The following is a 14,929-nucleotide window of genomic DNA, read 5'->3' on the forward strand; positions in this document are numbered from 1 at the left end:
ATAAGCTATTTGTAGGGGTTGTGGTATCAGAATACAAGTCTTTCCATCAAAAAACGGAGCTTTTAGTGCTCTAGCTCCGTTTTTTGATTAACATTTAAACAACATTGACAATTTACCGTATGCTCGCGTAATTTGTCGTAGCAAGATAAGCTATCAAGGCGTTACCCGATTAAGTACCGCGTACATATCGCCATTTGAATCTTCAATCGTTAATTCATTTTTGTTGAGCTTATAGGTGGTCCCGTGCTCGCCATTTTCATAGAGCAAGACTAAATATTCATCTTCTGTATAGAAAACACCTTGCTTGATTGACTCATCTCCTTCTTCGTTGGATACCCGAAACATAAACACGAAGTCAGGTTGAAGTATCAGATCCATATGGTTGATGTTGTTTGCCACAAGGCCATCTCCGGATACATAAGAGCTAGACCATATGCCCGCTAGCGAGTTAGACAACCCTTTAGTAAAAGTCACACCATTAAGATCAAGCGTATTGTGATTATTGCGATAGGCATAAATTTGAGGCTCATCTGTGTTTAAGCCAAGAACGATGGTGTCTTCATTGGCGTTATACAATCCTTCCCAATGATCGACAGAATAATCTTTCTTTTGAATATCAATAGAAAAGCTGTAGTCGGAACCCAGTGACAGTTTTATCGCACGAAAATTTTCAGCCGACTCTTCGGGGTTTGGGTTCATTAAATACCAGTCTCCGATGAGAAACGGCGTGTCAAAGTGACTTAATTCATCTTCTCTGGTGTTTTCTCCGCTAAACACACTAAAGCAGCAAAAGCTAAGTAAAATAAAGAACCATTTCATATCGGCATCCTTATCGTTTTCTTTTAGCTTAGGCAGTAGTCCTCACTTTCGCGAAATTTTAGATGTAGATCACGTAAATTATTGGGAAAAAATAAGCGAATATCTTACTTGATACTCAATACAAACAAAGATGAAAAGACATAAAAAAAGAGTGAGCCTGAAAGACTCACTCTTTTTACTTTGAATTGCCAGTTATTATGACTGATTTTTCTGCTTGAGTAGATCAACCATAATCGCGACAGACTCATCTAAATAAACATCAGGCGCTTCATAATCTTTAGGTATATCATCCAATGTTTTGAATGCTTCCTTACCTAAAGCAGCTTGACGCTCATTGATGCGTTGCAAACGAAGTGCTTCCGCTTTATCCGATTCAGCCTTACGAACTTTCTCGTTCAAAGACAACATATTATCGTCTTTTTCTTTACGATACTTCTCTATGTCTTCATTGATGAAACGGAATTCCATCTCATCAGAAATACGCTTGTTATGAAGAGCGGTGAGTTTTTCAACTAGTGCTTCGTTGCTTGGGAAGGTTTGATATTTTGCTTTATCAATCTGATCCCAAGGTAGTGCATTGTCTTCTACACTTTCACCCGTTTCAGAAGCTTCAATTGGTGTTGGGTACGAAATATCGGGTGCAACACCGCGATTTTGCGTACTTCCACCGTCAATACGGTAGAACTTCTGAATCGTGTACTGAACGTAGCCTAGCTCTTTATCGAAAAGATCGTAGATATGATTCAGTGAACGATGCTGTTGAACCGTACCTTTACCGAAAGAATTTTCACCTAAAATAATTGCACGATTATAATCTTGCATAGCTGCTGCAAAAATTTCAGACGCTGAAGCACTGTAGCGGTTAATCAACACCGTCAGCGGACCATCGTAGCTCACTTTTCCGTCAGTATCGGCGTTCACCTTAATACGACCATAGCTGTCACGAACTTGAACAACAGGACCTTCTTTAATGAATAACCCTGTTAATGCTGTCGCTTCTGTTAATGCACCACCACCGTTGTTACGTAGATCAACGATTACGCCGTCAACGTTTTTGGTTTTTAACTCAGCAAGCAGTTTATCGGTATCTTTCGACAAACCGACGTAGAAACTTGGCACTTCTAAAATACCAATCTTCTTACCATCTTTTTCGATGATCTCCGACTTCACTGCGCGATCTTCTAGGCGAACTTTGTCACGAACAATTGTGACAATGTAACTCTTCGCATCGTTACCTTCTGGCAAGATCTGTAGATTAACCTTTGTGCCTTTTGGGCCTTTGATTAATTGAACTACATCATCCAGACGCCAACCGATCACGTCGACAATCTCTTCACCGTCTTGTCCAACACCGATGATTCGATCCCCTTCGCCAAGCTGCTTGCTCTTCGACGCAGGGCCACCAACAACAAGTGAACGAATTACTGTGTAATCGTCAGTCATTTGTAAAACAGCACCAATGCCTTCCAGAGATAGGTTCATTTCCGATTGGAATTGCTCAGCATTACGTGGAGAAAGGTAGCTAGTATGAGGGTCGACTTGTCGGGCGAAGGCATTCATATATAACTGGAATGCATCTTCGTTATTAGTCTGTGTGATCCGCTTCATCGCGTTGTTATAACGCTTCTCTAAAACTTCTTTAATCTCTGGCCATTCTTTGCCAGTCAGTTTCAGATTTAACGCGTCATATTTCACGCGCTTACGCCATAACTCGTTGAGCTCCGCTTCGTCTTTTGGCCATGCAGCTTCAGAACGGTCTAACTCTATCTCGTCGTCAGTATCAAACTTGATCTCTTCGTCGAGTAGCGTTAACGCATAAGCAAAGCGCTCAAAACGCTTTTGCATTGAGAGGTTATAAACATCAAAAGCAATTTGGTTGTTACCAGCTTTTAGCTGATCATCAAGCTCAATTGACCAGTCTTTAAAAGAATCGATGTCCGCTTGAGTAAAAATATTTCTATTATAATCAAGCAATTCTACATAGCGTTCAAAGATCGCTTTGGAGAAATCATCATTGAGGCTGAAATGCTTATAATGAGAGCGGGTAAATCGAGAGGTGACTCGTTTGCTAGCTGTTTCGTGCTGAACTTCAGGAGCGAGAACCGGCAAGTCATCTTTATGTAGTTTGGCTTCGAGAGCCTGAGCTGATGCTGCTAGCCATAAGCTAGCAGCAATCAGTGTCACTTTTGAACGGCAATTCATGCGTAGGAGTATCTCCTTTATGCGCGCAAGTGCTCCGCTTTCACAACCATTTGTAGGCCGTTAGCAAGTTGAACACGTACATCATCCTTATTGATCTCAACAATGGTCGCTGCCATGTTTCCTTTGCCCATGTTCACGTTAACTGCGTTACCTACTGTGATTTCGTCAGCATTTAGAGCGCGCGTTTCTACAGGCTTAGTTGTTTTTTGTACTTTTGGTTTGTTAGTACGACGAGGCTGTTGAGGCTTTTTAGCCGCTGGTTTCGCTTTCGCCTTACCCTCTTCACGAGCTTTTTGTGCTTGTTCTTTACGACGAGCTTGAACTTTTGCCTTGCTTTCTGCAAGTGTCGCTTTCGCGTGTTCAACGTGCTCTTCTTCTAGCTCACCACAAGGGTTGCCGTCTAGGTCTACACGTACTGCACCTGGTTTTACACCATGTAGGTAACGCCATGATGAAGTGTACTGTCTTAACGCTGCACGAAGCTGTGTTTTGCTTACTTTTTCGTCTTCACTTAGACGTTCCGCAAGATCTTGAAAAATACCAATTTTCAGAGGTTTTGCTTCACCTTCTAAAGTAAAGCACTTAGGGAAACATTCAGCAATATATGCAATAACTTCTTTGCTGTTTTTTAACTTTTCAGTCATGAGGGTTCCTGATTTGAGCGGATTTCCGCGAAGCATTAAGAAAAAATATTCTCGTATTATAGTGACATGCCAAGGAAAAACCACACTCGAGGGCTAATTTATGCGTCGTTCGCGTGTGAATTAAGCAGCTTTTCTACTTCAGCCATGAAATGAGTGAGACCTTCTTCGTCTGTTTCATTGAATCGACCAATACTTGGGCTGTCAATATCAAGGACACCAACCACCTCTCCATTGATAGAAAACGGAATCACAATTTCCGAATTACTCGCTGCATCGCACGCTATATGTCCCTCAAATTCATGAACGTCGTATACTCTTTGTATGGTGTTAGTTTTTGCAGCAGTACCACAGACACCGCGCCCCATAGGAATGCGGACACAAGCTGGTTTTCCTTGAAACGGACCAAGAACGAGCTCTTCACCTTTTGCTAGGTAAAAGCCAGCCCAGTTAAGATCGTCCAATTCCATGAAAAGCAGTGAGCTCAAGTTTGCTAGGTTAGCAATAAAGTCTGGCTCAGACTCAATTAGAGCAACGGCTTGTTTGGTTAGTCTATGGTATTGTTCTATGTTCATATTAACTTCCTACTTACTATAAAAGCTTCCATTCTCACTGTATGGCGCTAAAATGCAGCCCTACTTTATAATAGGACTTATTCTCAATTACAATGCTTCTGAAAAATGACACTATTAGCCGTTCTTGGTTGATAACACAAGTAAAAAAGCACAAGTCCAAGCTGATCATAGCGAACTTGATAGCGGTGCTTGCAACCTTGATTAGTGTTCCAATCCCCCTTCTCATGCCGTTGATGGTTGATGAGGTTTTATTGGACCAACCAGCAAAAGGCTTAGCTGCTATGAATGCCATTCTCCCTGAAGCGTGGCACACTCCGACGGGTTATATATTTTTCACCCTTTTCTTGGTCGTCCTGATGCGAGCTGCGAGTCAGGGGTTAAATATCCTTCAAAGCCGACAATTTACACTTGTTTCTAAAACGATCACGTTTGAGATGCGCAGTAAAATGATCGACAAGCTTGGTCGTATCAGCATCCGCCAATACGAAACCAAAGGCAGCGGAGGCATCAACGCCCACCTTATCACTGACATTGAAACGATCGATAAATTTATTGGTTCTACGTTAGCAAAATTCGTTATCAGTTTTTTAACGGTCATTGGTACTGCCATCGTTCTGCTTTGGCTCGACTGGCGACTTGGTCTATTTATTCTGCTAGTCAACCCTATTGTCATTTACTTCTCACGTAAACTAGGAAGTATGGTTAAACATCTGAAACGGAAGGAAAATCATTCTTTTGAAATTTTCCAAAATCGTTTAGTTGAAACATTAGATGGCATTTACCAGCTGCGCGCAGCCAATAAAGAGCGAGAATTTCTCCAGCAACTCAAAGACAGTGCGAACCAAGTTCGTGTGGATGCAGACAAGTATGCGTGGCAATCAGAGGCAGCAGGTCGCGTCTCTTTCCTACTCTTCTTAATCGGTTTTGAGTTATTCAGAGCCGTCGCCATGCTGATGGTCATGTTTAGTGACCTCACTATTGGTCAAATCTTTGCTGTTTTTGGTTACCTATGGTTTATGTTGTCTCCTGTTCAAGAGCTGCTCGGCATTCAGTTTTCTTGGTACAGCGCGAAAGCTGCGTTAAAACGCATCAACGACTTATTAGTATTAGAAGAAGAACAAAGACCAGTACCTAAGGTAAATCCTTTCAAAGAAGACAGAGAAGTCGATGTTAAAGTAGAAAACGTAGACTTCTCTTATAATAATGAAAACAAAGTTCTAGATAACCTTTCTTTACATATACCGGCAGGAAAGAAAGTGGCGCTAGTTGGTGCGAGCGGAGGCGGTAAGTCGACCTTAATACAACTACTTATTGGGGTTTATCGTCAAAACTCCGGTAGCATTCGCTTTAATGATGAATTAACAGAAGATATTGGTTTTGAAGTAATTCGTGACAAAATTGCCGTGGTATTACAGCAACCTATACTATTTAACGACACCTTGAGGCATAATCTAACACTCGGTGGGAATTTTGACGAAATGTCACTTTGGCGAGCTCTTGAAGTAGCTCAGCTGCAAGATGTTATTTCTCAACTGAACCACGGTTTGGATACTCAAGTCGGCCGTAACGGCATTCGTTTGTCAGGTGGTCAACGACAACGCCTTGCCATCGCAAGAATGGTGCTGAGTGATCCTCAATTTGTTATTTTAGATGAAGCCACGTCTGCGCTTGATACCGCTACTGAAGCGGCATTGCACAAAGCATTGACTGAATTCTTACGTGGTAGAACAACATTAATCGTTGCGCACCGTCTATCAGCCGTAAAACAAGCCGATTTGATCTACGTGCTTGAAGATGGAAAAGTGACGCAAACAGGTACTCATGGTGAGTTAGTTGAGCAAGAAGGCTTATATCAAACCTTATATGGGGGCATACAGTCCCACGCTTAAATCGTTCAAGTTAGAGAGGTCGTTATGACCTCTCTGTCTAAGCACGCCATGCAGCCAAATAATGTGCGCTTGTGCCAAGGTTGCGAATTGCCTGTCGATATCGTCGACTTACCCAATGGAAAAAATGCACACTGTCCTCGTTGTGGCACACAGTTGTATCGAGGCGGTAGCCCTAGCCTCTCAGGTAATTTAGCCGTCGCGATAACCTGTATCCTGCTATTTATTCCATCACACTTTTTTAACTTTATTAGTATCCGACTCTTTGGTGTGATGATTCCGGCAACCCTACCTTCAGGGATGATCACATTGATGGAAGAAGGCTTTGTTCTTCTTTCACTGCTTATTCTATTTTGTAGCTCTCTAGCGCCGCTGACGGTTTGTGTTTCAGTGGTTACGGCACATATCTCGCTGCATCAACGGTGGTTTCGAGGGCTTCGTGTTTCACTGTGGCTAATTCAACATTTGAAACATTGGGTAATGCTGGATGTGTTCTTAGTTAGCATCGCCATTTCCTGCTTCAAACTCCAAGATTATTCCGACATTTTTGTAGGCCCAGGGTTAATTGGTCTGGTTCTTTTGCAGATATTTACCGTTTTGTTAGTTTCTCGAATCAGTGTGCGTCGTTACTGGGAAGCCTGGAAGCCAGAACGTCTTTATTCCTTTGAACACAAAGACGTGCATTGCCATGAGTGCCACCTGTCTCAACCTGAAGGTGACCATTGTCGGCGTTGTCACCACGAGTTATATCATCGCAAGCCCAACTCCATTCAGAAGACATGGGCTTACCTCATTGCGGCAACGATAGCGATTTTCCCAGCCAACTTGATTCCTATTTCCATCTTGCTGACCAATGGCAAACGTTTGGAAGATACTATTTTCTCAGGCGTAGCTGGGTTGGTAAAAAGCGGTATGTATGGCATCGCAGTGATCATTTTTGTGGCCAGTATTGTTGTGCCAGTTGTAAAAATACTTGGCCTTGCCTACATCATGCTTTGCATTCAATTCAAACGTTCGGTGTTTAAGAGACAACGAATGATGGTTTACTTTGTTGTTAAATGGATCGGTAAATGGTCTGTGATGGACTTGTTTGTTATTTCTATCATGATGACCTTAGTCGATCGTGGTCAGATACTTGATTTCACACCAGGATATGGCGCCGTGGCCTTTGGTGTTGTCGTGGTATTGACCATGCTTGCAGCGGAAAGTATTGATCCAAGGCTAATCTGGGACCAAACAGGCCCAACACAATCAGAAAAAGAGTCAATGAATGAGTGATCAGAACAGTTCTCAAACGTCATACGTACCAGATGTAAAGCGGAGCAAAGGCATATCTCCTCTTTGGCTTTTGCCAATTTTGACTATGGTCTTATTAGCTGGCTGGCTTGTGGTGAAGTCGATACACGATGCCGGACAACGGGTGCAAATCTATTTTTCTGACGCTGCTGGCTTGGTCGCCGGGCGAACCACTATCCGTTACCAAGGGCTAGAAGTCGGTATGGTGAGAGACATTAACCTCACTGAAGATCTCGGCAGTATTTATGTTGATGCCGATATCTACCCTGAAGCGGCAAAATTGCTGAACGATAAAACTCGCTTTTGGCTGGTAAAACCAACAGCAAGCCTAACGGGAGTTTCTGGGCTCGATGCGCTCGTGTCGGGTAATTACATATCGATTCAACCTGGAGATGGTCAAGAGTTTGAAACAACGTTCCATGCGTTAGACTCTGCACCAACAGATTTGCGCGTTTCACAAGGTTTGAACATTAAACTCAAAAGCCGCGATTTAGGTGGTGTGTCGATTGGATCTCAAATTGTTTATAAGAAAATTCCAATCGGTGAAGTCTACAGCTACCAGCTGGATGAAGACGCAAAATCTATCACGATTCAAGCCAACATCCAGGATCAATACCGACATATCATTAACAACCGCAGTCGGTTCTGGAACGTAAGTGGAATCGGTGCCAGCATCGGTTTTGAAGGCGTCGATGTAAGGCTAGAAAGCATGAGTGCTCTACTCGGAGGCGCGATCGCCGTCGATTCTCCGGATGACGGTGAGCCTGTAGAAGAGAATACTGAATTCCGTCTGTATAAAGGTTTGAAAACCGCAGGTCGAGGTATCGCTGTTAAAATCGTCCTCCCTGATGACAGTAAAATCAGTGGCGAAGGCGCACCCATTATGTATCGCGGAATCGAGATTGGCCAAGTTACAGACTTAAGCCTATCCGAAGGGCGAGAAGTGATATTAGCGTCAGCGGCAATTCAACCAGCTTTCAGTGACATGCTGACGACAGGTACCCGATTCGTCTTAGAAGAAGCAAAAGTGTCCCTCTCTGGTGTTGAAAACATTGCCAATCTCGTGAGAGGAAACTTCTTAACCATTGTGCCAGGTGCCGGTGATCGCTCTCGCCGCTTTACTGCCATTCGTAAAAACGTTTTTAACCAACAGCAAGAAAAGTCCATCGCTATTCGTTTAGTGTCTGACAACTCGTTTGGCCTAGATAGCGGTGCCAACGTGCTTTACAAAGGCATCGTTGTCGGTTCAATTATCAACGTAGGCTTAGTTGAAGAAGGTAAAAAATCGCAACATGAAGTATTTATGGACGTATTGATTGATCATGAATACAAACACCTGATCAAATCAAACAACCGTTTTTATGTAACCGGAAGTGCCTCTGCAGAGTTAACGGAATCGGGCCTCAGCGTTACCGTTCCTCCGGCAAAACAGTTGTTAACTGGGTCCATTAGCTTTGTAAGCGAAGGCAAGCAAGATATTCAAAAAGAGTATCAACTGTTCCAGAACGAATCATTGGCAGAACTAGCACAGTACAACCAAAGTGGCTCTAGAGCACTCACACTGTTTGCTTCTGAATTGCCGCCGATTTCCAAAGGCAGCCCTCTGCTCTATCGTAATCTTCCTGTTGGTAACGTCTCCGATTTCCAATTGGTTGATGGCGGTGTGTTAATTAAAGCAACCATCGAAAACCGCTTTGCTTACCTCGTAACACCGCAAACCGTCTTTTGGAACCGTTCAGGGATCGAGATAGATGCATCGCTAGCCGGTGTGAGTGTAAAAGCTCACCCTTTAAAATCGTTAATCGAAGGAGGCATCGCTTTTGACTCTGTTCCTGGCGTTGAAAACAAAATTGGAGACAACTGGAAGTTATATACAGATCAAAAAACCGCTCGCAAGTTTGGACGCGTCATTGCTTTAGAAACCGACGGCTCGCAAGAGATTGCTAAAGGAATGCCGATTGAGTATCAAGGCGTCAAAGTTGGTGAAGTCACACTGGTTGTACCGAATTTTCGTCGCAATATGGTTGAAATTACCGCAAGAATTCTACCTGAATACGTAGAAAACATTGCGGTTGAAGGCTCACATTTTTGGCTAACTGAGCCAGAGATTGGCTTAGGGGGCGTGAAAAACCTTGGCGCATTGGTGTCGAAATCCATCAGTGTTGAGCCAGGTAAAGGTAAAGCTAAATTTGATTTTCAGTTGGAAAACGGTTCAGAACGTGTTCAGGGCATGATGTTTACTTTACAAAGTGAACAACGAGGCTCAGTACAAGTCGGAACGCCTATTCTTTACCGCCAGATGGAAGTCGGCCAAGTAACCGACGTGAGCCTAGGAGAATTTGCCGATCGCGTTGTCACGACCATCAAGATACAGCCTGAATATGCTTACCTCGTTCGTCAAAACAGTGTGTTTTGGAATATTTCAGGAGTAGATGTCTCCATCGGAATTACTGGTGCGAACATCAAAGCGGGCACATTTGATAGTTTAGTTCGCGGAGGAATTGCGTTTTCAACGCCAGAGCAATCGACTATTCCACCAGCGGCAAAAAGTGGGCAATCTTTCTTTTTATATCCACAAGCTGAAGAAGGCTGGACTCAATGGCGTACTGCGATTCCTAAGCCGTAGAATAAAGCTCAATTCACATACAATTGAAGTTTGATTACCTTAAAAGAGCAGCAATCGCTGCTCTTTTTTATTGCTCGGTCCTTGTCACTATTCGTTTCTGCTTCGCTTTCGTATATTATTTGCCACAAATTCTGCAAACGAGATCCCACATTGCATCCTAATGTTTACATCCCAGACGCGTTTCTGGAAAAAATCCAAACTATCCTTCCTGCTCACCTCAACATGGAAGACTTTATCGCATCGTGCCAAAAGCCACTGCGCAAAAGTATTCGTGTTAATACGTTGAAGATCAGTGTTGAAGCGTTTCTAGAACGTGCAGACGCAAAAGGCTGGAAGCTTTCTCCTGTGCCTTGGTGTGACACAGGGTTTTGGATTGAAGCGGACGAGTCAGTTGTACCATTAGGCAACACTGCAGAGCACATGTCAGGCTTATTCTACATTCAAGAAGCCAGTTCAATGATGCCAGTATCTGCGCTGTTTATGAATGACGAATCTTACGATGCCGTGTTAGATACAGCAGCTGCACCAGGATCAAAGACCACTCAAATCGCGGCTTTAATGAACAATGAAGGCGTTCTCGTGGCTAATGAATACGCCGCAAGTCGTGTAAAAGTGCTGCATGCCAACGTGGAACGTTGTGGTGTACGTAACGCCGCACTAAGTAACTTCGATGGGCGCGTTTTTGGCGGTTGGCTACCAGAACAATTTGATGCGGTTCTGCTCGACGCGCCCTGCTCCGGCGAAGGCGCCGTTCGCAAAGACGAAGATGCAATGAAAAACTGGACGCAAGCTTCCGTGCTCGACATAGCTGACACACAGAAAGATCTTATTGAAAGCGCCTTCCATACACTAAAGCCCGGTGGTGTGATGGTTTACTCAACGTGCACACTCAGTACCGAAGAAAACCAACAAGTTTGTCATCACTTGAAAGAAACCTTTGGTGATGCCGTTGAGTTTGAAAGCCTTGAGACCTTGTTTGAAAACGCAAATGCTGCTCTAACTGAAGAAGGTTTTTTGCATATCTTTCCACAGGTCTACGACTGCGAAGGGTTCTTTGTTGCAAGAATTCGTAAACTGGCTGCTGTTGAACCACCAAAGGTCAAAAAGCGCATGGGCAAGTTCCCGTTTACCAAAGCATCGAAAAAAGAATCGGTTGAAATTGCCCAACAGCTGCAAAGTGCGTTAGGTATTGAACTTCCAAATGACAGTTCTGTATGGCTTCGCGATAAAGATGTCTGGTTGTTCCCTAATTCTTTAGAGCCAATGATCGGCGAATTACGCTTCTCCCGTATGGGTATCAAGATCGCGGAAGCCCATAAAAATGGCTACCGTTGGCAGCATCAGGTGGCAACGGCATTAGCGACAGGCTCTGAGGCAAACGCCATTGAACTCAGTATTGAAGAAGCGCGCGAATGGTACATGGGACGTGATGTTCGCCCACAAACGATTCCTGAGGGAATGAAAACAGGTAAAGGCGAAGTGCTTGTCACCTATCAAGGCGCAGTCATTGGCCTTGGGAAATGGGTAAGCAACAGAATAAAGAATGGTCTTCCTCGCGAATTAGTACGAGATAAGAACTTATTTTAAAGAAGTAGCAAATCATAAATAAATGAAAAGCCATCGTATTTGCGATGGCTTTTTAATTCGTAAGTATGAAAGCAACTGGGCTCGCTAGCGATCCGGATACGCTGTACTAAACTAGTTGTATCAAAGTAATGCTTTGATATGGCATTTCTCTCTATGTTCACCAACAAAATTATTGTTGGAAAAAGTTTAGCGCAGGCTCTGCGGAGCCGTTTCCCCTAGGCCCAAAAAAAGGAAAAGTTTGGGCCGTTTTTTTGGCTGCCGATCCGCTATACGTGAGTTTGGGCTACGCCAGACGAATGCCGTCTTTCTCGATAACAATCTTGCCCTGCTTGTACAATCCACCAATGGTCTTTTTGTAAGTACCTTTACTTGTACGGAAAGCGTCAAAAATCGCTTCAGGAGAAGACTTATCGTTCAAAGGTAAAAAGCCGCCTTTCTTCTCTAACAGATCAAGAATCTTGCTAGAAAGATCGTCCATTTTTGCCACGCCGACTTTTTGTAGCGCGAGATCGATTTTGCCATCTTCACGAATTTGCTTAATAAAGCCTTTCAGTTTCTTACCGATGTAAAGCTTACCAAACACATCTGATGGGAAAATCATGCCCCAATGCTTTCCGTTAACAATCGCTTTGTAGCCAAGTTGACTGCGCTCTGCGATGATCAAATCAACTTGTTCGTTAACTTCATAATTCGCCGGAGTTTTGTCTAACCATTTGTTGAACTTAGTCGTACCAACAATGCGGCCTGACGCTTTGTCAGTATAAACATAGACAAGAATAGTTTGTCCCGCAGAGAAGCGAGTGCGTTGCTCACTAAAAGGAATAAGTAAATCCTTCTCTTTGATGCCCCAATTTACAAAAGCACCTGTCGCGTTGACGCCCTCAATCTTCATTAAGCCCCATTCACCCACTTGGGCAATAGGTCTTTCAATGGTCGCAGCAAGCTGGCTTTCTGAATCGAAGTACAAAAATACGTCTACATGATCACCAATTTCAGTACCCTCTGGTACATACTTATTAGGCAGTAGAACAGAACCGTAATCATCACCATCCAGAAATACGCCAAAATCAGCCTTTTTAATGACTTCTAAGCTGTTAATTTGACCAATTTTAATCATTGATTTTGTCTCTTTTTAAATTTACGTGGAATTATACCTAAACTAACAAGAAAATCAGAGAGAAAAGCATAGTGCTCTGTTATGCTGTTGTCGTTCAGCTATATGCCCCAGTCACTCTTTTAGCACTTTTATGCTTACCTGCTCAACAGTACGCATAAGTTAAGAATGCTTTAACAAAGTCAGGAGCTTTCTTTGGTCACCGTCGATAAACAAGACTCAATAACATTAAAAATCAGTCATGCACTCGCAAAGAGCAAAAGTGTCGACCTAGATATTTACTTTTTTATACCTGGTGAGCTTGGTTTAAACGCCGATATCATCAGTGAATCCGAATTTTATTACACTTCAATCACACAGCAACGCTCTTATTACAGTACTGAAATCCTTCTACCGCTAGTACACAGTCGACTTGCCAAACGTGGACGCCTGTCGAATCAACAATACCGAGTAAGTTTGAGTTTGTTCGCGTACCAATACGTTATCGCGCTAGATAAAGCGGTAGCAAGTTTAAACAAGCATCAGAACAACTCCGTAACGGAAGATGAAGTAGACGAAGTTATCGAGCTCACGCTTGAGATCTTAAAGCGCTTGCGACGTTCTATTCCTTATGAAGAGAACTTAAAACGGTACTACGTTAACATCGATAACTATCTGTCTTGGTATACCGAGCAAAAGTTTTTATCTCTAGTGGCTCATCTCCCGCGTGAAGGCGATTATGGCACGATTAAGAAACGCTTGATCACGCTCTGTGAAAAAGAGCAAGCCCATCGAAAACTCAACAAGTACAACTCTCCAAGAGTCGTTGAAGACGTTACTCGCCTATCTAACAAAATGCGCTTGCTAAGACGCTTGATTGAACACCCTATCGTGCTTCGTGAAGAAACCATATCAATGGGTAACAACATCAAGCGTGCTATCAAAGGTATTGCTACTGGCTTGGTGATGGTTGTCGTGACCTCAACCGTGATTCTCGCTCGCGATTACCTTGGGGAAATTTCCGCGTCCTTCATTATCGCGATGTCATTTATTTATGCTCTACGAGAAATCTTTAAAGATGATTTGCGCGATGCGATGTGGCGATGGATCCGTAAAGGCAAGCCAAAGTGGCGTAAGAAGTATGTTGATCCAACAACGAAAAAAGTGGTCGGCAGAAAATTAGAGTGGCTCGATTATCGTACGTTAAGTAGCTTGCCAGATAAGATTCAAAGAATACGTAAGAAGCGCGTCGTGCAGCGCGAAGAGCAGATACTTCATTATCACGAGAAAACCGAAATGGCGACCTCTCTATTCTTGAGTGGTTATGAGCAAACAAGAGAAACACTGAACATCAGTTTGCGCCCTATCATCCGCTTGATGGATAAAAGCTCAAACCGAGTTTACCGTTTAAATGAAGGGCAAGTGACCAAAGAGTCGGTAGAGAAACGTCATTTGCTCAATGTGATTGTCAAAGAGGACAACCACACCGATGAGCCTGTTTATTACCGTTGGAAAGTGGTCTTAAACCGCTCCAAAATCGTCTCGATTGAGCAGATTGAACTCAATTAAAGCGATATTCTTTAAAACAGCAAACCACTAAGCAGCCTCTTTTCCTTGTTGGGCTGCTTTTTTTATCGAAAGAGTCAACGAGAATTCAGCCATAGGTTCGTCACCATGTAAGCTAGGACACAATGCGACGATTTTTACATCGCGATTCACTCGTTCACCCGTTGCCAACGTATGATCGAGCATCTCATCAATAACATCACCATCGTTACACACAAAGTGTACATCCGCTTCCGGACGTTTTAAAAACTCGGCTTTGACGCCTTTAAATGCTAAAGAGATCGCTTCTCCTTTTTCTTGCGCCTTGCTCATAGCAAGAAAACCACCAGCTACATCCGCCCCAACAGCTAAAGCGCCGAAATACATGCTATTCAAATGGTTCTTTGTTCTTCTTCGCAAAGGGATTCGAACCTCAACGTGCTCGCTATCTATCGCAATGATCTTAGGGTGACAAAGCCAAATCAGAGGCACTTTAGAAAAGCCGAATAGATTTAGATACAAATTTGCACGACGTACAGCTGATAACATTTTGGTCTCCTTACCAATCTAGTCAGACCAGTTAATCAACGAAAGAAATAGATGTCAAAGAAATGTTAACAAAAGCTCGATCTCACGAGTTATTTAGCCACCATTTTAGT

Annotated in this window: 11 protein-coding genes; 5 read left to right on the top strand and 6 right to left on the bottom strand. The window is 43.2% G+C overall.

All coding sequences use genetic code 11. The features are described from left to right. Positions 1–153 precede the first annotated feature (153 nt). The 4 genes from L3V30_RS10485 to L3V30_RS10500 form a co-directional block, all read right to left on the bottom strand. Positions 154–819: a hypothetical protein gene (locus tag L3V30_RS10485; protein ID WP_005396553.1), complete on the bottom strand. Its 666-nt coding sequence runs from the start codon at positions 817–819 to the stop codon at positions 154–156. Between the two features lie 195 nt (positions 820–1,014). Next, positions 1,015–3,021 carry a carboxy terminal-processing peptidase gene (gene prc / locus L3V30_RS10490; protein WP_005396554.1) on the bottom strand — a complete coding sequence of 669 codons (2,007 nt, stop codon included), beginning with the start codon at positions 3,019–3,021 and terminating at the stop codon, positions 1,015–1,017. 17 nt (positions 3,022–3,038) lie between these two features. After that, positions 3,039–3,665, bottom strand: a complete 627-nt coding sequence (gene proQ / locus L3V30_RS10495; protein ID WP_046876216.1) for an RNA chaperone ProQ — start codon at positions 3,663–3,665, stop codon at positions 3,039–3,041. 98 nt (positions 3,666–3,763) lie between these two features. Further along, on the bottom strand, positions 3,764–4,237 hold the full coding sequence (locus L3V30_RS10500; protein WP_065646467.1) for a GAF domain-containing protein: 474 nt from the start codon (positions 4,235–4,237) through the stop codon (positions 3,764–3,766). 92 nt (positions 4,238–4,329) lie between these two features. On the opposite strand from L3V30_RS10500, the gene L3V30_RS10505 reads away from it, so the two are divergent. From L3V30_RS10505 to rsmF, 4 genes are all read left to right on the top strand, one after another. Next, positions 4,330–6,126 (top strand): ABC transporter ATP-binding protein, encoded by a 1,797-nt coding sequence (locus L3V30_RS10505; RefSeq protein WP_053807440.1) that lies wholly within the window; start codon positions 4,330–4,332, stop codon positions 6,124–6,126. A 24-nt stretch (positions 6,127–6,150) separates the two neighbouring features. After that, positions 6,151–7,401, top strand: coding sequence for a paraquat-inducible protein A (locus L3V30_RS10510; protein WP_006743266.1), 1,251 nt, complete (start codon positions 6,151–6,153; stop codon positions 7,399–7,401). Beyond that, positions 7,394–10,045: an MlaD family protein gene (locus L3V30_RS10515; protein WP_237308872.1), complete on the top strand. Its 2,652-nt coding sequence runs from the start codon at positions 7,394–7,396 to the stop codon at positions 10,043–10,045. Before L3V30_RS10510 ends, L3V30_RS10515 begins: the two co-directional genes overlap by 8 nt. 150 nt (positions 10,046–10,195) lie before the next feature. Further along, complete coding sequence (rsmF, locus tag L3V30_RS10520) at positions 10,196–11,632, top strand: 16S rRNA (cytosine(1407)-C(5))-methyltransferase RsmF (protein WP_237308873.1); 1,437 nt, start codon at positions 10,196–10,198, stop codon at positions 11,630–11,632. Between the two features lie 283 nt (positions 11,633–11,915). Here rsmF and L3V30_RS10525 read toward each other — a convergent pair whose 3' ends face one another. Continuing rightward, positions 11,916–12,749 (bottom strand): S1-like domain-containing RNA-binding protein, encoded by an 834-nt coding sequence (locus tag L3V30_RS10525; RefSeq protein WP_005396561.1) that lies wholly within the window; start codon positions 12,747–12,749, stop codon positions 11,916–11,918. 192 nt (positions 12,750–12,941) lie between these two features. Here L3V30_RS10525 and L3V30_RS10530 point away from each other — a divergent pair, with 192 nt between their 5' ends. Beyond that, entirely contained in the window at positions 12,942–14,294 is a 1,353-nt protein-coding gene (locus L3V30_RS10530) for a hypothetical protein (RefSeq protein WP_006743263.1), read from the top strand. A gap of 27 nt (positions 14,295–14,321) precedes the next feature. Here the strand turns inward: L3V30_RS10530 and L3V30_RS10535 are convergent, their stop codons facing one another. After that, complete coding sequence (locus tag L3V30_RS10535; RefSeq protein ID WP_065646463.1) at positions 14,322–14,819, bottom strand: DUF4442 domain-containing protein; 498 nt, start codon at positions 14,817–14,819, stop codon at positions 14,322–14,324. Positions 14,820–14,929 lie beyond the last annotated feature (110 nt).

This window comes from Vibrio sp. A1-1 (genome assembly GCF_021728175.1).
GTDB lineage: Bacteria > Pseudomonadota > Gammaproteobacteria > Enterobacterales > Vibrionaceae > Vibrio > Vibrio diabolicus.